Below are 17603 nucleotides of genomic sequence, written 5' to 3'. Positions count from 1 at the left end.
AACGGTTGTGCCGCCGACGGTGGAGCAATCAGCGTTTTTTCAAGGTCTTCTGCCGCACAATATAAACCGTCACCAACACCGCACTGGTCAGCATGAACCCACGCGCCCAAACCAACGGCACCAGATAACACGAGAACAGAATGCTCACCCACATCAGGCCTATCGCGTAGACCTTGCCTTTGAGCGGGATGCCGTTGCCTTCGAGGTAGTCGCGAATCCATGGCCCCAGGCGTGGGTGTTCGACCAGCCAGCGATAGAACCGCGGAGAGCTGCGCGCGAAGCAGGCCGCGGCGAGCAGGAGGAAGGGGGTGGTGGGCAGGACCGGCAGGAAGATGCCGATCACCCCCAATGCGACGCTGAGCCAGCCGATGGCCAGCAGGACGTAGCGCAACATCAGGGGGCGGTTGCCTATGGGGTTGTCCATAGGCCGGTTCTTAGTGATGACGAGGCTTGAGGATCGCCGGTTTTTCTTCGGGGGCCTGGCACAGCAGGTACAGCGCGGTCAGGGCTTCCGGGATCTGAACGATCATGTCGTCCATCAGGTTGGCGTCCTTGGCGATGTCTTCGAACTCAGGCTGCTCGTCGAACAGGCCGGAACCGACCATGATCGGCAGGAGCATTTCGCTGACTTCTTCTTCGGCGGTTTCGAACCAGGCCGCTTCGCGCAGGAACACGCCTTCCATGAAACCGATGCACCAGCCGCGCAATTCGGAATCGTCCGGCTCTTCGCCCAGATCCAGTTCGCACGGCAATTCGAATTCTTCATCCGAGGCCAGTTGGCGAGCGATGTGTGCTTTGAGGCCGATCAGTGTGGCTTCGATTTCGGCACGCTGGGCTTCGTCGGCGTAATGCGGCTCTTCGGCGAACAGCGCGTCGATCCACTCGCGCTCCGGAACGTCTTCGGAGCAGATAGACAGCGCGGTCAGGTAACCGTGGGCGGCGACGTAATCCAGCGCCTCGTCGTGCAGCTCGTCGGCATCGAGGAAGACTTGCAGGCGGGTCAGTTGCTCAGCGAAGGACATTACGGGGCTACCTTGGGGAATAAACAATGCGGGAATTCTAGGCTTTCTTGCGCGCTCTAGCCAGCCGCTTGGCAGATTTGCCGTAAATGCCGGACGGTATACAAAGCCATGTGGGAGCGAGCCTGCTCGCGAAGGCGGCATGTCAGGCACTGTTGCATTGACTGACCGATTGCTTTCGCGAACAGGCTCGCTCCCACAAGGGCTTTTTGTGTGTCGGTCGGGCGGTGTCTTCTCAGCGGCACCCTGTGCGGCGAAGGCCTCGGGTATACTGCCGCGTTTTGCGATCCCTGCCGGCGCTGCGCTGGTCATGCAATGTGTTCTTACGTTTTGTTTAAGCAGCCGAGGCTGCTCTGAACCAGCCTGAGCAGGGATGTATCGGTAGATTTTTGGAGTTTTTATGCTCGAACAGGCTCAACGCGTCCTCAAGGACATCTTCGGCTACGACAGTTTCCGTGGCCGTCAGGGTGCGATCATTGAGCGCGTGGCCAGCGGCGGTGATGCGCTGGTGCTGATGCCTACCGGTGGCGGCAAGTCGTTGTGCTTCCAGGTGCCGGCACTGTTGCGCGAGGGCCTGGCGGTGGTCGTTTCGCCGTTGATCGCGCTGATGGACGATCAGGTCGCCACCCTTGAAGAACTGGGCGTCGCCGCCGCTGCGCTGAACTCCACGCTGAGTGCCGAGCAGCAGCGTGATCTCGCCCTGCGGATCAAGCGCGGCGAAGTGAAAATGCTCTATCTCGCGCCCGAGCGTCTGGTGCAGCCACGCATGCTGGCGTTCCTGCAAAGCCTGGAAATCGCCCTGTTCGCCATCGACGAAGCGCATTGCGTATCGCAATGGGGCCACGATTTCCGTCGCGAATACCTGCAACTGGGTCAATTGGCCGAGCTGTTCCCCAACGTTCCGCGCATTGCCCTCACCGCGACCGCCGACAAGCGCACCCGCGAAGAAATTGTCGATCGCCTGCACCTGCAGAACGCCGAGCGCTTTCTGTCGAGTTTCGACCGCCCGAACATCTTCTATCGCATCGTGCCCAAGGAGCAGCCGCGCAAACAGTTGCTGGCGTTCCTCGCCGAGCGGCGCAGCGATGCCGGCATCGTTTACTGCCTGTCGCGCAAGAAGGTCGAAGAAGTTGCGGCGTTCCTCAGCGAGCAGGGCTTCCCGGCGCTGCCGTATCACGCCGGTCTGCCCAACGATCTGCGCGCCTATCACCAGAAGCGCTTCCTCAACGAGGAAGGCCTGATCATGGTCGCCACCGTGGCGTTCGGCATGGGCATCGACAAGCCCAACGTACGTTTTGTCGCGCACCTCGATCTGCCGAAATCTCTCGAGGCGTATTACCAGGAAACCGGGCGCGGCGGCCGTGACGGGCTGCCGGCGGATGCGTGGATGGCCTACGGTCTGCAAGACGTGGTGATGCTCAAGCAGATGCTGCAGAACTCCGAAGGCGACGAGCGGCACAAGCGTCTGGAGCAGCACAAGCTCGACGCGATGCTCTCGCTGTGCGAAGAAACCCGCTGCCGCCGCCAGGCGTTGCTGGCCTATTTCGATGAAGACATGCCAGAACCGTGCGGGCACTGCGACAACTGTGTCGACGGCGTGCAGACCTGGGACGCCACCGAGCCTGCTCGTCAGGCCTTGTCGGCGATTTTCCGCACCGGCCAGCGCTATGGCGTCGGTCATCTGGTCGACGTGTTGCTGGGCAAGGACAACGAAAAGGTGCGCAGCTTCGGCCATCAGCATTTGTCGGTGTTCGGTGTTGGCAAGGCGCTGAGCGAGAGCGAGTGGCGCTCGCTGTTCCGCCAGTTGGTGGCGCGTGGATTGGCCGATGTCGATCACGAGGGTTATGGCGGTCTGCGTCTTAATGACAGTTGCCGGCCGCTGCTCAAAGGCGAAGTGAAGCTGGAACTGCGCCGCGACCTGAAACCGCAAGTCACCGCGAAAACGGGCAGCAAGAGCCAGGCCAGCCAACTGGTGCGCGGCGAGGAACGCGAACAGTGGGAAGCCTTGCGCGCACTGCGGCGCAAATTGGCCGAAGAACACGGCGTGCCGCCGTACGTCATCTTCCCCGACTCGACGTTGTTGGAAATGCTCCGCAGCCAGCCGACGTCTCTGGCGGAAATGGCCCGGGTCAGCGGCGTCGGCGCACGCAAGCTGGAACGTTATGGCGAAGCCTTCCTGGAAGTGCTCGGCGGCGAGGCGGAGGCGCCGAAGGTGGTCGCCGATGTCCGTCACGAGCTGATCACCCTGGCCCGCGCCGGCATGACGCCGCTGCAGATCGCCGGGCAGTTGCAGTGTTCGGAGAAGAACGTCTACGCCATGCTCGCCGAAGCCATCGGCAAGCAACAGTTGTCGCTGGAGCAGGCGCTGGATTTGCCAGAAGAGCTGATGGGTGAAGTGCAGGACGCGTTTCTCGATGGCGAGGGCGAGTTGCCGTCCGTCGCCGAAGTCGCCGAGTTGTTCGCCGGACGTGTTCCTGAAGGCGTGCTTTATTGTGTGCGGGCGGCGTTGCAGTCTGAATTCGAGATGTAATCTGGCCGTTCCCTAACCCCAGCCCTCTCCCACAGGGAGAGGGAGCCGACCGCGGTGTCTGGCGGCAGACTCGACCTGCAAAACCGAGTCGATTATGGATTCAGCGAGCGCTGTCGGGTCGGCGAATTTTCAAAGCATCCCCCGCTCAGTTCCCTCTCCCTCTGGGAGAGGGCTAGGGTGAGGGGCTTTTGATCTTCGCGCAGTTGTAACGATTCAGTACAGAGCCACTCTTGCCTATAACTGCCGCCCATGCTTAGCTGACTAATAATTAGATTTTCCGTATTTTCAGTCTAACCGTGAGTGTTTTATGCCGTTAACCGATCAACATCGCTTTGGTATGCAACTGGCCCAGATGTCCCGTGGCTGGCGTGCCGAACTGGATCGTCGCCTCGCCGGGCTGGGCCTGTCGCAGGCGCGCTGGCTGGTGCTGCTGCATCTGGCGCGTTTTGAAGAGGCGCCGACCCAACGCGAACTGGCCCAGAGTGTCGGCGTCGAAGGCCCGACCCTGGCACGCTTGCTCGATAGTCTGGAGAACCAGGGACTGGTGCAACGCCAGTCCGTGATGGAAGACCGCCGGGCGAAAAAAATCGTGCTCTGCGCACCTGCCTTGCCCCTGATCGAACAAATCGAAACCATTGCCACGCAACTGCGTCACGAACTGTTCGAAGGTGTCGACGAGGCGGATCTGAAGGTGTGCATGCGCGTGCACGGGCACATTCTGGCCAACCTGGAAAAATCTTGAGGCACATCCCGGTGGCGATTTTTTGAGAGATCGCGCTGAGCCGACTATAAGAACTACTGGGCAATATCGTGTTCGTACCGGATGTGCGAACGCATAGAAACCGGTTTTGCTTATTTAAGGGATGCTCATGCTCGCAAGTCGGCACGTGCTGCGCGGGGGCGCCAAATGGCTGCTGCTCGCTGGCGTTTTCAGCTATTCGACCTGGTCGATGGCGTTGGGGTTGGGCGAAATCACTGTTCACTCAGCCCTCAATCAGCCGTTCAAGGCCGACATCGCGCTGGTCGATGTCGGTACGTTGACGCAAAACGATCTCTCGGCCAGCCTGGCTTCGGCGGATGAATTCGGCCGGGCGGGCGTCGAGCGGGTGTTCTTTCTCAATGACCTCAAGTTCACTCCGATCCTGCGCGGCAGCCGCCAGATGATCCGGGTGACCTCGGGTAAACCGGTCAACGAACCTTTCCTGAATTTTCTCGTGCAGCTGGATCAACCCAACGGACGTCTGTTGCGCGAGTACACGGTGTTGATCGATCCACCGGGTTCGCCGGGCATCGTGCCCGCTACTGACGAGCCGGATCCGCGCCCGCAATCCTCCGAATTTCCAACCGTCGAACCGGTTACCGCACCGCCCCAGGCGGCCCAAGGCAAACGCCCTGCGACGCCTGTGCCGCCAACGCCGGCGCCGCCTGCCAATGACGCGCAGGCCGAGCAACTGGCCGCCAGCGTGCTGCTCACCCAGCAACTGCAAAAGACCCTCGACGAACAGAACCTCAGGCTGCAAGAGCAGCAAGTGCAAATAGCCGACGGCAAGAAGCAGATTGAAGATTTGCAAACCCGCTTGGCCGAAGTGCAGAAAGCACCGCCACCGCCCGTGGTCGCTCCGGTTCCGGCCGCTGTTTCAGCCCCGGTCGAGGCGGCAGACGATGGCGTGAACTGGCCGCTGCTCGGCGGACTTCTATTGCTGCTGGGCGTGCTGGCTGCGTTGCTCATACGTCGCCGTCAGCAAGGTTCGACCGCAGATGGCACGCCGATGCCGCTATTGCCTGTGAGCGCCGAAGACAACGTTGATGAGCCTGAACCTCAACAATCTGTCGGTGCGCACGCGGCCGCCGATCATCGCGACGAACCCGGTGCCGGCGACGTGCTGGAGGCTGTGGGCATCTATCTGGCCTACGGCCGGCTCAGCGAAGCCGCCGGGCTGCTGCGCGATGCCTTGCACAAGGAGCCTGAACGCACCGATCTCGGTTTGCAGTTGCTGGAGGTTCTTGGGCGCCAGGGTGACAGCGCCGCTTACGAACAGCAGGAAAACCGCCTGCGTGCGCTTGGCGTCGATGAGCGCGAACTGATTGAAACCCGCGCTCGCCATCCCAAACTGGCAGGCGCCGCACCGGCGGCATTTGCAGCAACGCCAATCGCGCCTGAGCTGCCCGTGGCCACGGCAGCGACCGCAGCTGCGCCGCTCGCATCGACGCTCAGCCCTGCGGAGGATGATTTCGAATTGAATCTGGGCGAACTGTCGATGGATTCAAATTGGGATTTGAACGACAGCCGCACCGATGCCGCCGCACCGCCGATCGATGATCCGGAGCTGGGCACCAGCCTGTCGGTGCTGCCTGTCGATTTCGAACTGCCACAGGCTGCATCTGCCGAAGAAGCCGAACTCGAATGGATCCCCGAACCCGACGCCCAACCCCTCGACGATGACTTTCTCAATGAGTTCGGCGATCCCGAGCCGTCGCTGGTGCTGGAACCTTTGGATCTGCAACCGCCCGAGTCCACCGACATCGAGTCCGCCGGCAAGCTCGAACAGGCACAAACCTGCATCGACGATGGCGACATCGACAGCGCGATCGCGCTGCTCAATGAATTGCTCAAGGAAGGGGATGAGCCGTTGAAGCAGACGGCAAGGACGTTGTTGGCGGGGATTCGCTGAGCGCCAACGGATTTTTGGGTTCACCCGAGACCGCCTTCGCGAGCAGGCTCGCTCCCACAGGATAGAGCGCATTCCATTGTGGGAGCGAGCCTGCTCGCGAAGGCGTCAGAACGTCTGCCCCAGATTCAGGTAAACCGCCTGCTCGTCCGCATCATTCAACCCATACGTGAAGTTCAACGGCCCCAGCGGCGTGTCGAAGCCGATAAACACACTCGCGGCGTTGATGTAGCCGCTGTCGAACTCATTGTCATTGTTCCACGCCCGACCGCGCTCCAGCGAGGCGCCGGCGTACAGCGGGAAGTCCAGCGGCAGGTACGAGCGCGGCGTCAGGCGGCGGTAGTACACGGCGCGCATCAGGCTGACATTCTGCCCGGACAGCGCATCCTCACGGAATCCTGACAACTGCCGCGCGCCGCCGAGCAGGAAGCTTGAGGTCACCACATTGGCATCGTCCAGCGTCCGGCCGTAGCGCCCGCCGAGTATCAGCGTATCCGGCCCGTGGCTCATGGCCTTGTCGAAATTCAATTCCCACTGGCGATAGCGATTGTCTGAACCCAGGCCCGGTTCGAACTGGGCAAACGTCAGGCTGACGTCCTTGCCCGCGTGCGGAAAGTAGACGTTGTCCAGCGAGTCGTAGGAATACTTCACGGTATAGAAGCCTTCGTTGAAACTCTCGCTCGGCAGATCCTGATCGCCGATGCGTACGTCAGCCTTGCCCCAGGCCTGCCCGACGCCGAGTCGCACTTCACCGTTGTTGCCGATCTGCCGGCCGAGGTTGAGGCCGAAGCCGTAACGCTCGACGCGATACTGGGCGATCGGATCGTTATCCAGCACCGAGTCAACGTTCTGCGCCTCGAACGACCCGTAGGGCGCGACGAAGTAACGCGAGCCGACGTCCAGCGGCTGATAGAACTCGCTGTACAGCTCCTGCTTGTCGCCGATCTGCGCGCGGGTCAGCCATTCCGCACCGAGGCGGTTGATGCCGTTGACGCGATAACTGGCACCAAGGTTGAAAGCACTGTCGCCACGCATGTCGTCCGACAGATTGAGGCCTACCCGCAAGTAATCGGTGCCGCTGCGCTTGCCGCTGGCACTGATGACCAAGGTGTGATCCTGGCCTTTGTGCACCACGCGGTAACGCACTTGATCGAAGTAATCCAGGCCGTACAGCGTGCCCATGTCCGAATGCAGGCGGCCCAGGTCCAGCGGCGCGCCGATCGGTTGGCGGATGTAATAGCGAATCACGTCATCGTCGACCTTCGAGTCATTTTCGACGCGGATCGCGGTGATGATCGGCGTGCGCTGGCCCGGCTGACGAGCGGCGTTCAGTTCCGCGTCCTGGGTTTGAGTCGGCTTGAGTTGCGCCAGCCGCGCATCGAGGATCCGCGTGGCGCGGTAACCGGCGTCGATCATCTCCTGAGCCTTGCCGAAATCGGTCACGCCGAACGCGGCCAGCGCAGGCTGGATCAACACGTCATTGGCATGCAGAGTCGCCAGTTGTTCTTCGGAGTTGCGCCGGGTCATCAGGGTGATCGACTGATTGAGCACATCGACCACCGTGGTCAGTTGCTTGCGATTGCGCAGCGGCGTGCCGATGTCGACGACGATGGCGATGTCGACGCCCATTTCCCGCGCGACATCCAGCGGGATGTTGTCGGTCATGCCGCCGTCCACCAGCAGGCGCCCATCGAGCTCGACCGGGGCGAACACCGCCGGGATCGACATGCTCGCGCGGATCACTTGCGGCAGGTGGCCTTTGCGAAACACCACTTTTTCACCATTGGCGATGTCGGTGGTCACGGCCCGAAACGGGATCGGCAGTTTGTCGAAGTCGCGGGTGTCGCTGGTGTGCGCCAACAGGCTTTCCAGCAACAGTGCGAGGTTCTGGCCCTGAATTACCCCCAATGGCAGGCCGAGACTGCCGTCGTCGCGGAAGCTGAGTTTCTGCTTCACCAGAAAATCGCGGTCGTCCTGCTTGCGTCGAAATGGCACGTCCTCACGCGGCGGCGCGTCGGACAGCGCCGCTTGCCAGTCGATGCTCAGGGCGAGTTTTTCCAGTTCGTCGATCTTGTAGCCCGAGGCGTACAGGCCGCCGACCACCGCGCCCATGCTGGTGCCGGCAATCGCGTCGATTCTGATGCCTTGTTCTTCCAGCGCCTTGAGCACGCCGATGTGCGCCAGCCCGCGCGCAGCGCCGCCGGACAGCACCAGGCCGACTTTCGGTCGTGGCGCTTCACTGGCGTGAACCAGCAGGGGAAGGAAACCAAGCAGCAGGCAGAACAGCAAACGGCGCATTGTGAGTCTCGGGGCAAGCGGTAAAGCCGGCTATTATAGCGGCGCCCTCTGCCTCAGGAGTTTCAGCGATCATGACCGTCGCCAAAGCCGAAGTTGTCATCACTTATTGCACTCAATGCCAGTGGCTGCTGCGCGCGGCGTGGCTGGCTCAGGAACTGCTCAGCACCTTCGCTGACGACTTGGGCAAAGTGTCGTTGGTGCCGGGCACCGGTGGGGTGTTTCATATCACTTGTGCGGGTGTGCAGATCTGGGAGCGCAAGACCGACGGTGGTTTCCCTGAGGCCAAGGTATTGAAGCAGCGAGTGCGCGATCAGATCGATCCTGACCGCGACCTCGGCCACAACGACCGCACTCAGTGAGAGGCGGCCTCGGCGGCGACGGTTGTCTTGTCGCTGCCGCCTGACATCCGCGCCGACACCACAATCGCGACGATGATCAACGCGCCACCGATGAGCATCCGCAGGGTCGGGGTTTCACTGAACAGCAGCCAGGCGAGGGTGATGCCGTAGACCGGCTCCATGGCGAACACCACTGCCGCCGTGCGTGCCTTGATCACCGCCAGACTGGCGACGAACAGGCTGTGCGCCACGCCCGTGCAGAACACTCCGAGCAGCGCGATCCACAACCAGTCCAGCGCTCGGACCTGACTCAACTGCGGCGCCGCGACCGGCAACAGACACAACGCCACGACGACGTTCTGGCACAACGCTGCCTGCACCGCCGGGATGCGCCCGGAACTGGCGCGGTTGGTCAGCGACAGCAGGGAAAACAGCAGGCCGGACAACACTGCCCATAGCAAGCCGACGGTCGCGCCACTGCCCAGATCGAATGCGGGCGTCACCAGCACCAGACCGATGCTGACCAATACCACCAGGACGATTTCATTGGCACGGATGCGTTCGCGGAAGATCAGTCCTTCGAGAATCACCGTGAACGCCGGGAAACTGGCAAAGCCCAAGGTGGCGATGGCCACCCCGGCGATCTTCACCGATACGAAAAAACTCACCCAGTGCCCGGCCAGCAACACGCCGCTGAGGGCGAGGCGCCGCCAGTCCACGGCCTGAAGTTTCTGCCAACCGTGCTGGCTGGCGAAACGGGCGAAAAATGCCAGGGCGAGCACGGCGAAAGCCGCACGTCCAAATACGATCACAGCAGGGGATGCGGCAGCGAGTTTGCCGAACACACCGGTCAGGCCAAACATCAAAGCGCCGATATGCAGAGCGCCGAGGGCGGTACGCGGAGTCATTGCATTCCTTTTTTCAGGTTCAACTTCATGGGGCCATTGAACCGCGTCTCGGCCTGCAAGTCTGTCGGCAGGCTATCGTCTTTTGTCGTAGGAATCGCGCCGGAGATGTCCGGGCGACGAGCCGAACTCACGTAGGACTGCGGCCGAGAACGCACTTTGCGAGCTGTAACCGACGCGACTGGCTACTTCGCCAATCGGTAATGCAGTGTCGCGCAGCAGTTGCACCGCGAGATGCAGGCGTCGACTGCGGATGTAATCCATCGGCGTCTGTCCGCATTCGGCCATGAACCGAGCGTGCAGGCGCGCACTGGACAACCCGGCCACGCGCGCCAGGTCGGCCACTTGCAGCGGATAGCCGGCGTATTGCTCGATGTGCGCATCCAGCGCGGCGTAGGGCAGGCGACGCGCGCCGAGTTCGGCAGGTTGCGCGTGATTGAGACTGGCCAGCAGCAACACTGCGCCTTGCTGCGCTATCAACGGATCGCTGACCGGACTGTTCGCCAGCCAGTTGACCAATTGGCTCTGCCCCGAGTCCAGCGACAGCCGCCCCGGATGATCGAGCAAGCGCCGACTGGCCTCGGCATGCGCGCCCAGCGACTCCTGCACCCATTGCCCTTCAGGGATGTCGAGCACCAGGCAGCTGCTGCCTTGGGGACTGTCGCAGGCATGATGAGCGCCGGACGGAACCACCACAACACTCTGCTGGCGCACTTGGCTGCCACAGCCCTCGACCTCGAAATCCAGCGCACCGGACAGCCCGAACACCAACTGCGCGTGCTCGTGGCTGTGCACAATCAGGTCATGGGTGTACTGGCGCAGGGTGAGGATCGGTCGCATGGCAGGTTGTCTCCGAAGTGGCCGTCAGTCTACACCGCCGTACGCCGGATGCGTTGTCACACGACTGACTCACGCCTGTCACGGTCGATTAACCCGGCGCGCGCAAGCTGGCGAAAACATCGCAGAGGGTTGCCCATGACCAGCGCCGAGCTCGCCCGACCCAGCCGCAAACAACGGGTGCGAACCCTGTGGATCTCCGATGTGCACCTGGGCACCCGGGATTGCCAGGCCGAGCACTTGTCGCAATTTCTCAAGGGCTACCACGCCGACAAGGTCTATCTGGTCGGCGACATCATCGACGGCTGGAAACTGCGCAGCGGCATGTACTGGCCGCAAGCCCACACCAACGTCATCCGCCGCCTGCTGACCATGAGCAAGCGCGGCACCGAGGTGATCTACGTCACCGGCAACCATGACGAATTCCTGCGGCGCTATTCGAAACTGATCCTGGGCAATATCCAGTTGGTCGACGAAGCGGTGCACGTTACCGCGGACGGCCGGCATTTGCTGGTGATTCACGGCGATCAGTTCGATGTGATTACTCGCTATCACCGCTGGCTGGCGTTTCTCGGCGACTCCGCCTACGAATTCACCCTGACCCTCAACCGCTGGCTCAATCACTGGCGTGCCCGTTATGGCTACGGTTACTGGTCGCTGTCGGCGTACCTGAAACACAAGGTCAAGACAGCGGTGAGTTTCATCAGCGACTTTGAAGAAGCCATCGCCCACGAATGCGTGAAGCGCGAACTGCATGGCGTGGTTTGCGGGCATATACACCATGCCGAGATTCGTAAGGTCTGCGGGGTGGACTATCTCAACTGCGGCGATTGGGTCGAGTCGTGCACGGCGCTGATCGAGCATTGGGACGGCACGATCGAGTTGTATCGGCTGGCGGATGCCCAGGCGCGGGAGGCGCAATTGAAAGCTGCCAAAGTTGCCGAGCTCGCCTGAGCGAAAGATCACCCTGTGGGAGCGAGCCTGCTCGCGAAGGCGTAGTGTCAGACAAAGCTTATGTGCCTGATACAGCGCTTTCGCGAGCAGGCTCGCTCCCACATGTGTTCTCAGGCCGGGCTGTGTTCTTGCATCGCGGCTTTGTAGATCGAGTTCTTCGGCTGCGCAAACAGCCTTTCCATCATTGGCTCGAAGAAACTCAGCGGCAGCGTGTCGTACGCCGGATCAAACGCCGCCGCGTCGTATTTGGCGCAGAATTCGGCCGTGGCGTGGAACTGCGGATGATCCTTGAATTGCTCGCGCAAGTGCCGGTCCATGCCCAGGTGATGAAAGAAGTAATAGCCCTGAAAGATGCCGTGCTTCTCCACCATCCACAGATTTTCCGCACTCACGAACGGCTTGAGAATCGCTGCGGCGATGTCCGGATGGTTGTACGAACCGAGGGTGTCGCCAATGTCGTGCAACAGCGCGCAGACCACGTATTCCTCGTCACGCCCGTCGCGAAAGGCGCGGGTCGCAGTTTGCAACGAGTGGGTCAGGCGATCCACCGGGAAACCGCCGAAGTCGCCCTCAAGCAGCTTCAGATGCGCGAGGATCCTCGACGGCAGTTGTCTGGCATAGGCACTGAAGTCGGCGGCGATGATCGCCCAGTCTTCCTCGGTGCCATCCTTCATATGGGTGAAGCGAGCATGGGCATTCATGGGCAGACCCTCATTCAGAACGCCACGCGACCGAGAATCATGTCGCGGTACATGACGAAATCGCCGAGCAGGCTGTACAGCGGATGCTGAAACGTCGCCGGGCGGTTTTTCTCGAAAAAGAAATGGCCGATCCAGGCAAAGCTGTAACCCGCCACAGGCAGGGCCAGCAACAGCAGCCAGGCGCTTTTGGCGATGCTCAGGGCGAGAATGAATATGACCAGAGAAGTGCCGATGAAATGCAAACGACGGCAGGTGCTGTTGCTGTGTTCGGCCAGGTAATACGGATAGAACTCGGCGAAGCTGTTGAACTGCTTGATGTTTTCCACGACCGCGCTCTCTGTGGTGATTGTTCTGGCGACAAGTTGTTCGGCGGGGAGCTTATTTGAGTCTAGAGTGATCATTGGCGTGGGCCAGTGACAATCGGCGCCACTTTAGTATCCTTCGCAAATAGGGCGGTTATCTGCAGCCCGTCATGTAAAAGAATAACAACCATGAGCGAACGAACGACTTCTGCAAGCTGGGCGATGGGGATTGTCAAAGCACTGGAGATGGACGGCCTGGATTGCCGGGTACTGTTCAGGCAGCTGGGGCTTGATTTCAGTGCCCTGGAAGATCCGGATGCGCGTTTCCCGCAGGACTCCATGACCCGGCTCTGGCAGCGCGCGGTCGAGGTGTCCGGCAACCCGGCGATCGGCCTGAACATGGGCAAAGTGGTGCGCCCGGCCTCGTTTCATGTCGCCGGCTACGCGCTGATGTCGAGCAATACCCTGGCTGAAGGCTTCCAGCGTCTGGTGCGCTATCAACGCATCATTGCCGAAAGCGCTGACCTGAGTTTTCGCCTGCTCGACGAAGGTTACGCGCTTATTCTCACCGTGCACGGCGATCATTTGCCGCCGACCCGGCAGAGCGCCGAAGCATCACTGGCCTGTGCACTGGCGCTGTGCGGCTGGTTGACCGGGCGTCCGCTGCACCCGGTCAAAGTGTTGGTTCAGGGCGATCAGCCGACAAATCTGCAACCCTATAAAGAAGCCTTTCACGCACCGCTGGTGTTCAACGCGCCTTACGATGCGTTGATCTTCGAACGGGCCGATATGGAGGCGCCGCTGCCGACCGCCAATGAAGCCATGGCGCTGTTGCATGATCGCTTTGCCGGGGAATATCTGGCGCGGTTTTCCGAAAGTCGCGTGACGCACCGGGCACGCCAGGTGCTGTGCCGTTTGCTGCCCCAGGGCGAGCCCAAGCGCGACACCGTGGCGCAGACGCTGCACCTGTCGCAGCGCACTTTGCAGCGGCGCTTGCAGGAGGAGGGCACCAGTTTTCAGCAGTTGCTCGACGACACCCGGCGCGAGCTGGCTGAGCAATATCTGGCGCAACCGAGCATGACCTTGCTGGAAATCGCCTACCTGTTGGGCTTTGCCGACCCGAGCAACTTCTTCCGCGCGTTCCGCCGCTGGTTCGACACCACGCCCGGCGAGTACCGCTTGCGCCTGACGCAGGTGCCGGACGCGGTCAATGACGCCAGAACGCCGGAATACACAGCACAAACACCGTAATGATCTCCAGTCGGCCGAGCAGCATGCCGAACGACAGAATCCATTTCGCCGCATCCGGCAGGGTCGCGAAGTTGCCGGCCGGGCCGATGGTTTCGCCCAGACCCGGGCCGACGCCGGACACGGTGCTGGCGGCGCCGGTCAGCGCGGTCATCCAGTCGACCCCGAGCAGCGACAGCAGCAGCGCGATCACGCAGATGGTGATGGCGAAGAAGAACGAGAAAGTCAGGATCGAACGGACGATCTCTTCGTCGAGACGGTGACCGTTGTACTTCTGCTTGATCACCGCGCGCGGGTGGATCAGCTGATTGAGGTTGGCCTTGAGCAGGATGTAGGCGACCTGAAAACGGAAAATCTTGATCCCGCCCGCCGTCGAACCTGAGCAGCCGCCGACAAAGCCCAGATAGAAAAACAGCATCAGCGAGAAGTTGCCCCACAGGCTGTAGTCACCGAGGGCGAAACCGGTTGTGGTGACCACCGAGGTCACGTTCAGCGCCACATGCCGCAGCGCTTCCAGCCAATGCAGCTTGGTCGTCCACCAATACCAGGTGCCGAGCACCAGCCAGGTCACCAGCAACATCGCCAGCAAACCCTGCACCTGTTGATCCCTGATCAACGCACGGCGGTTGCCGCGCAGCGTCGCCACGTAGAGGGTGAACGGCAGGCTGCCGAGGATCATGATGACAATCGCCACCCAATGAACTGCCGGTTGCGTCCACTTGGCCAGAGACTGGTCGGAGGTCGAAAAGCCGCCGGTGGAAATCGCCGACATCGCATGATTGATCGCATCGAACGGGCTCATCCCCGCCCACCAGAACGCCAGGCTGCCGAGAATGGTGATACCGACGTAGGCCGCCACAATCAACCGCGCCACCATGTGCGAACGCGGCATGACCTTCTCCGAACGGTCGGAGGATTCGGTCTGGAACAGGCGCATGCCACCGATGCGCAGCAGCGGCAGAATCGCCACCGCCATGCCGATAAAGCCGATGCCGCCGATCCAGTGCAGCAGCGACCGCCACATCAGAATCCCCGGCGACATGTTGTCCAGGCCGTTGAGCACCGTGGAACCGGTGGCGGTGATGCCGGACATGCTTTCGAAGAACGAGTCGGTGTAGCTGATGTGCTGGGTCAGCAGAAACGGCAGCGCGGCGAAAATGCACACTACCAGCCAGCTGCTGACCGTCAGCAGATACATGTCGCGCGGGCGCAGGTGAATGTGTTCCGGTCTGCCGGGTATGACCAGAGCGAGGCCGGCGACAAAGGTGATCATGCTCGCCCAGAGGAACGACGGCAGATCGCTGGTGCGCTCGAAAATCACCAGCGTGGCCATCGGCACGACCATGGCCACAGCCAGGGTTATCAGGAAGATGCCGATGATAAAACCAATGATCCGTAAGGTCGGCAACGCCATGAAATCCGCTCGGGCTGATTGAACAAGGGCGCCATTCTACCTGCGGGGCAAGGCATGTAAACCGGCAGGCGCTGCGCAGTTGCAGCTAGAATAGCTGCACATTTTTCAAAGGAGGTGGCCGATGCAGGCTCTCGACGCGTTGCTCAACCGTGTTTCCGTTCCCCGCCTGGTCGAACCGGCCCCTACTGCCGAGCAGCGCGAAGCCCTGTTCGGCGCGGCCTTGCGTGCCCCGGATCACGGGCACTTGCAGCCGTACCGCTTTTTGACCGTCGAAGGCGCAGCGCGTGAGCAAATGGGCGAGTTGCTGGCCGAGGCGGCCCGCCAGCAGGGCGGTGAAGTCACCGACGCGATGATCGACAAGGCGCGCAACGGCCCACTGCGCGCGCCGCTGGTGGTTGTGGTCATCGCGAAATTGCAGGAACACGTGAAATACCCGAAGGCCGAGCAACTGCTCACGGCCGGCTGTGCGGCCCACGGGATTTTGCTCGCGGCGTATGCGCAGGGGATTGGCGCGGTGTGGCGCACCGGGGATCTGGCGTACTCCAAGCATGTGGCCGAAGGTTTGGGGCTGGTGGAAGGCGAGGAGGTGATCGCGTTCCTCTATCTCGGCACGCCGCAGAAAGAGCCGCGCGTGGCGGAGAAGGTTGATCTGGCTGAGTTCGTCAGCGCCTGGCCAGGTAAGGTCTGAAGATCAAAAGCCCCTCACCCTAACCCTCTCCCAGAGGAAGAGGGGACTGATTGGGGGATGCTTTGGAATTACACCGACCTGAGCGTCCTTCGCTGAATCCAGCGTCGGGATACCGGACGTCTGGTTTCTGCGAATCCATAAGGTCGATGCACAACGGCAGACAACTCGCTCGGCCCCCTCTCCCTCCGGGAGAGGGTTGGGGTGAGGGGCTTTTTCAGGGCTGGACCACGACTCCCGGTACCAGCGGCAATTCCAGACTCGCCACAAAGCCGCCCTGCGGATGATTGGCCAGCGTCAGCGTGCCGCCATGCCGTTCTGCCGCGCGTTTGGCGATCGCCAGCCCCAGGCCATGCCCGGCAGCGGTCTGCCCCGGCGCCCGGTAGAACGGCTCGCCCAACTGGCTCAGATGTTCCGCCTGTACCCCCGGCCCATGGTCGCGCACGCTGATGACAATCCGCTCTCCCTGCCGCGCAGCCTGCAAGTCGATCGGCTGATCGCTCGGGTTGAAGCGCTGGGCGTTGCGCAGCAGATTATCCACGGCGCGCTCGATCATCGTCGGCCAGCCTTTGAGATTCAGTTGTGACTCAGCTTGCAGGCGCACGGTCTGCTCGGGGGAGCTGAGCTGCGCATCCTTTTGCAGCGTGGCGAGCAACGCATTCAGGTCCACTTCTTCAGCGCTGGCGTTGTCGGCATCGACTCGCGCCAGCACCAGAATTTCACTGATCAAGGCCTCCAGCCGGTCGCATTCGCGGGTCAGGCGTGGCCACAGTTTCTCGCGCTCTTGCGGGTTGGCGCGCTCGGCCAAAGCCAACGCGATGCGCAGGCGCGCCAGTGGTGAGCGCAGTTCATGGGAGACATCGCGCAGCAACTGGCGCTGACTGCCGATCAGGCTTTGCAGGCGCGCGCCCATCCGGTTGAAATCGGTGGCCAGCACGCCGAATTCGTCGCGGCGGTTGGCCAGTTTCGCCAGACTGTTCTGCTGATAAGTCGTCTGCCCCAGATCATGCACCGCGCCGCGCAAGCGACTGAGCGGGCGGGTGATGGAGAAAGTCACGAGCAAACTGAACAGGGTCAGCACCACCAGCGCAATACCCAGCGCACTCAGTGGCCAGAGCAGACTTTCGCGGTGCCAGGCGTCGAGTTCCGGGTGCGGGATGCGGTAGATGAACAGGTAGGTGTCACCGGTTTTTTCGCTGGTGATTTCGTCGGTCAGGCGCCGCCACGGCAGGCGGCGATCGTCGTTGTTCTGCCGCGCTTCGAATGCTGCGGCGCGGCGCGGGAAGGTGCCGCGCACCACCGGATCGCCGGTTTCGTTGAGCACTTGAACGTCGATGTGATACTGACGTTTGCGTTGTTCGAGAATGTCCTGCGCGGCTTCTTCGCCTTGGGTTTCGTAAGTCTGCGTCCATTCTGCCGCCAGCGTGTTGAGGCCGGGATGGCGGCTGAGAATCCACGCGTCCTGATTGAGCATGTGCCCGAGCAGAATCGACAGCCCGGCTACCAGAGCGATGGCCAGCCAGAAGCTCGCAAGAATCCGCCAGAACAGTGAACGCACAGAAAATCCTCAAAAAACACACCGTTCAAATGTGGGAGCGAGCCTGCTCGCGAAGGCGTAGTGTCAGTCAATCCATCGCTGGCTGATACACCGCCTTCGCGAGCAGGCTCGCTCCCACATTCGATTTGAATGGAACAGGCCCGAC

General features: G+C 61.6%; 16 protein-coding genes. 7 read left to right on the top strand and 9 right to left on the bottom strand.

Translation table 11 applies throughout. The annotated features are described in order from the left end of the window. Nucleotides 1-28 precede the first annotated feature (28 nt). Together AB4N48_RS17170 and AB4N48_RS17165 are read right to left on the bottom strand one after the other, a co-directional pair. Nucleotides 29-424 (bottom strand): YbaN family protein, encoded by a 396-nt coding sequence (locus AB4N48_RS17170; protein WP_056783699.1) that lies wholly within the window; start codon nt 422-424, stop codon nt 29-31. Between the two features lie 10 nt (nt 425-434). Next, nucleotides 435-1022 carry a UPF0149 family protein gene (locus AB4N48_RS17165; RefSeq protein WP_056783701.1) on the bottom strand — a complete coding sequence of 196 codons (588 nt, stop codon included), beginning with the start codon at nt 1020-1022 and terminating at the stop codon, nt 435-437. Between the two features lie 397 nt (nt 1023-1419). Between AB4N48_RS17165 and recQ the strand changes: the two genes are divergently transcribed. The 3 genes from recQ to AB4N48_RS17150 all read left to right on the top strand — a co-directional run bounded on the left by recQ (nt 1420) and on the right by AB4N48_RS17150 (nt 6221). Further along, a complete protein-coding gene (gene recQ, locus AB4N48_RS17160; protein WP_024012058.1) occupies nt 1420-3549 on the top strand; it encodes a DNA helicase RecQ in 2130 nt (709 codons plus the stop codon). Between the two features lie 307 nt (nt 3550-3856). Continuing rightward, nucleotides 3857-4291: a MarR family transcriptional regulator gene (locus tag AB4N48_RS17155; RefSeq protein ID WP_016771142.1), complete on the top strand. Its 435-nt coding sequence runs from the start codon at nt 3857-3859 to the stop codon at nt 4289-4291. A 127-nt stretch (nt 4292-4418) separates the two neighbouring features. Beyond that, the gene (locus tag AB4N48_RS17150) at nt 4419-6221 is read left to right on the top strand and encodes a FimV/HubP family polar landmark protein (RefSeq protein ID WP_460094031.1); all 1803 of its coding nucleotides are present in this window, start codon (nt 4419-4421) and stop codon (nt 6219-6221) included. A 105-nt stretch (nt 6222-6326) separates the two neighbouring features. On the opposite strand, the gene AB4N48_RS17145 is transcribed toward AB4N48_RS17150, so the two are convergent. Further along, a complete protein-coding gene (locus AB4N48_RS17145; RefSeq protein WP_460094030.1) occupies nt 6327-8516 on the bottom strand; it encodes a patatin-like phospholipase family protein in 2190 nt (729 codons plus the stop codon). Nucleotides 8517-8587: 71 nt separating this feature from the next. Between AB4N48_RS17145 and AB4N48_RS17140 the strand changes: the two genes are divergently transcribed. Continuing rightward, nucleotides 8588-8875 carry an Rdx family protein gene (locus AB4N48_RS17140; RefSeq protein WP_076566525.1) on the top strand — a complete coding sequence of 96 codons (288 nt, stop codon included), beginning with the start codon at nt 8588-8590 and terminating at the stop codon, nt 8873-8875. Here the strand turns inward: AB4N48_RS17140 and AB4N48_RS17135 are convergent. After that, the gene (locus tag AB4N48_RS17135; protein ID WP_252887485.1) at nt 8869-9762 is read right to left on the bottom strand and encodes a DMT family transporter; all 894 of its coding nucleotides are present in this window, start codon (nt 9760-9762) and stop codon (nt 8869-8871) included. The genes AB4N48_RS17140 and AB4N48_RS17135 overlap by 7 nt on opposite strands. Before the next feature lie 72 nt (nt 9763-9834). Next, nucleotides 9835-10599: an AraC family transcriptional regulator gene (locus AB4N48_RS17130; protein ID WP_076566529.1), complete on the bottom strand. Its 765-nt coding sequence runs from the start codon at nt 10597-10599 to the stop codon at nt 9835-9837. Nucleotides 10600-10734: 135 nt separating this feature from the next. Between AB4N48_RS17130 and AB4N48_RS17125 the strand changes: the two genes are divergently transcribed. After that, on the top strand, nt 10735-11550 hold the full coding sequence (locus AB4N48_RS17125; protein WP_460094028.1) for a UDP-2,3-diacylglucosamine diphosphatase: 816 nt from the start codon (nt 10735-10737) through the stop codon (nt 11548-11550). Nucleotides 11551-11660: 110 nt separating this feature from the next. On the opposite strand, the gene AB4N48_RS17120 is transcribed toward AB4N48_RS17125, so the two are convergent. Beyond that, the gene (locus AB4N48_RS17120) at nt 11661-12251 is read right to left on the bottom strand and encodes an HD domain-containing protein (protein ID WP_056783723.1); all 591 of its coding nucleotides are present in this window, start codon (nt 12249-12251) and stop codon (nt 11661-11663) included. 14 nt (nt 12252-12265) lie between these two features. Then, complete coding sequence (locus AB4N48_RS17115) at nt 12266-12577, bottom strand: Mpo1-like protein (protein WP_041478979.1); 312 nt, start codon at nt 12575-12577, stop codon at nt 12266-12268. Between the two features lie 165 nt (nt 12578-12742). Between AB4N48_RS17115 and AB4N48_RS17110 the strand changes: the two genes are divergently transcribed. Continuing rightward, on the top strand, nt 12743-13804 hold the full coding sequence (locus AB4N48_RS17110) for an AraC family transcriptional regulator (RefSeq protein ID WP_202947690.1): 1062 nt from the start codon (nt 12743-12745) through the stop codon (nt 13802-13804). On the opposite strand, the gene AB4N48_RS17105 is transcribed toward AB4N48_RS17110, so the two are convergent. Beyond that, nucleotides 13761-15215, bottom strand: coding sequence for a TrkH family potassium uptake protein (locus AB4N48_RS17105; protein ID WP_024012066.1), 1455 nt, complete (start codon nt 15213-15215; stop codon nt 13761-13763). The genes AB4N48_RS17110 and AB4N48_RS17105 overlap by 44 nt on opposite strands. A gap of 121 nt (nt 15216-15336) precedes the next feature. Between AB4N48_RS17105 and AB4N48_RS17100 the strand changes: the two genes are divergently transcribed. Then, nucleotides 15337-15903 carry a nitroreductase family protein gene (locus AB4N48_RS17100; RefSeq protein WP_056783730.1) on the top strand — a complete coding sequence of 189 codons (567 nt, stop codon included), beginning with the start codon at nt 15337-15339 and terminating at the stop codon, nt 15901-15903. A 214-nt stretch (nt 15904-16117) separates the two neighbouring features. Here AB4N48_RS17100 and AB4N48_RS17095 read toward each other — a convergent pair whose 3' ends face one another. Then, a complete protein-coding gene (locus AB4N48_RS17095) occupies nt 16118-17458 on the bottom strand; it encodes a sensor histidine kinase (protein ID WP_460094025.1) in 1341 nt (446 codons plus the stop codon). Nucleotides 17459-17603: the final 145 nt, after the last annotated feature.

The sequence above is a fragment of the Pseudomonas sp. S2_C11 genome (assembly GCF_054668395.1).
Note: the sequence above shows the minus strand (reverse complement) of the source record. Positions and strands in the feature narration are given on the sequence as shown.

Coding starts and splice junctions, on each gene's coding strand:
- AB4N48_RS17105 (WP_024012066.1), bottom strand. CDS start 15,215: ATGGCGTTGCCGACCTTACGGATCATTGGTTTTATCATCGGCATCTTC.
- AB4N48_RS17155 (WP_016771142.1), top strand. CDS start 3,857: ATGCCGTTAACCGATCAACATCGCTTTGGTATGCAACTGGCCCAGATG.
- AB4N48_RS17145 (WP_460094030.1), bottom strand. CDS start 8,516: ATGCGCCGTTTGCTGTTCTGCCTGCTGCTTGGTTTCCTTCCCCTGCTG.
- recQ (WP_024012058.1), top strand. CDS start 1,420: ATGCTCGAACAGGCTCAACGCGTCCTCAAGGACATCTTCGGCTACGAC.
- AB4N48_RS17100 (WP_056783730.1), top strand. CDS start 15,337: ATGCAGGCTCTCGACGCGTTGCTCAACCGTGTTTCCGTTCCCCGCCTG.
- AB4N48_RS17130 (WP_076566529.1), bottom strand. CDS start 10,599: ATGCGACCGATCCTCACCCTGCGCCAGTACACCCATGACCTGATTGTG.
- AB4N48_RS17135 (WP_252887485.1), bottom strand. CDS start 9,762: ATGACTCCGCGTACCGCCCTCGGCGCTCTGCATATCGGCGCTTTGATG.
- AB4N48_RS17140 (WP_076566525.1), top strand. CDS start 8,588: ATGACCGTCGCCAAAGCCGAAGTTGTCATCACTTATTGCACTCAATGC.
- AB4N48_RS17125 (WP_460094028.1), top strand. CDS start 10,735: ATGACCAGCGCCGAGCTCGCCCGACCCAGCCGCAAACAACGGGTGCGA.
- AB4N48_RS17120 (WP_056783723.1), bottom strand. CDS start 12,251: ATGAATGCCCATGCTCGCTTCACCCATATGAAGGATGGCACCGAGGAA.
- AB4N48_RS17110 (WP_202947690.1), top strand. CDS start 12,743: ATGAGCGAACGAACGACTTCTGCAAGCTGGGCGATGGGGATTGTCAAA.
- AB4N48_RS17165 (WP_056783701.1), bottom strand. CDS start 1,022: ATGTCCTTCGCTGAGCAACTGACCCGCCTGCAAGTCTTCCTCGATGCC.
- AB4N48_RS17170 (WP_056783699.1), bottom strand. CDS start 424: ATGGACAACCCCATAGGCAACCGCCCCCTGATGTTGCGCTACGTCCTG.
- AB4N48_RS17150 (WP_460094031.1), top strand. CDS start 4,419: ATGCTCGCAAGTCGGCACGTGCTGCGCGGGGGCGCCAAATGGCTGCTG.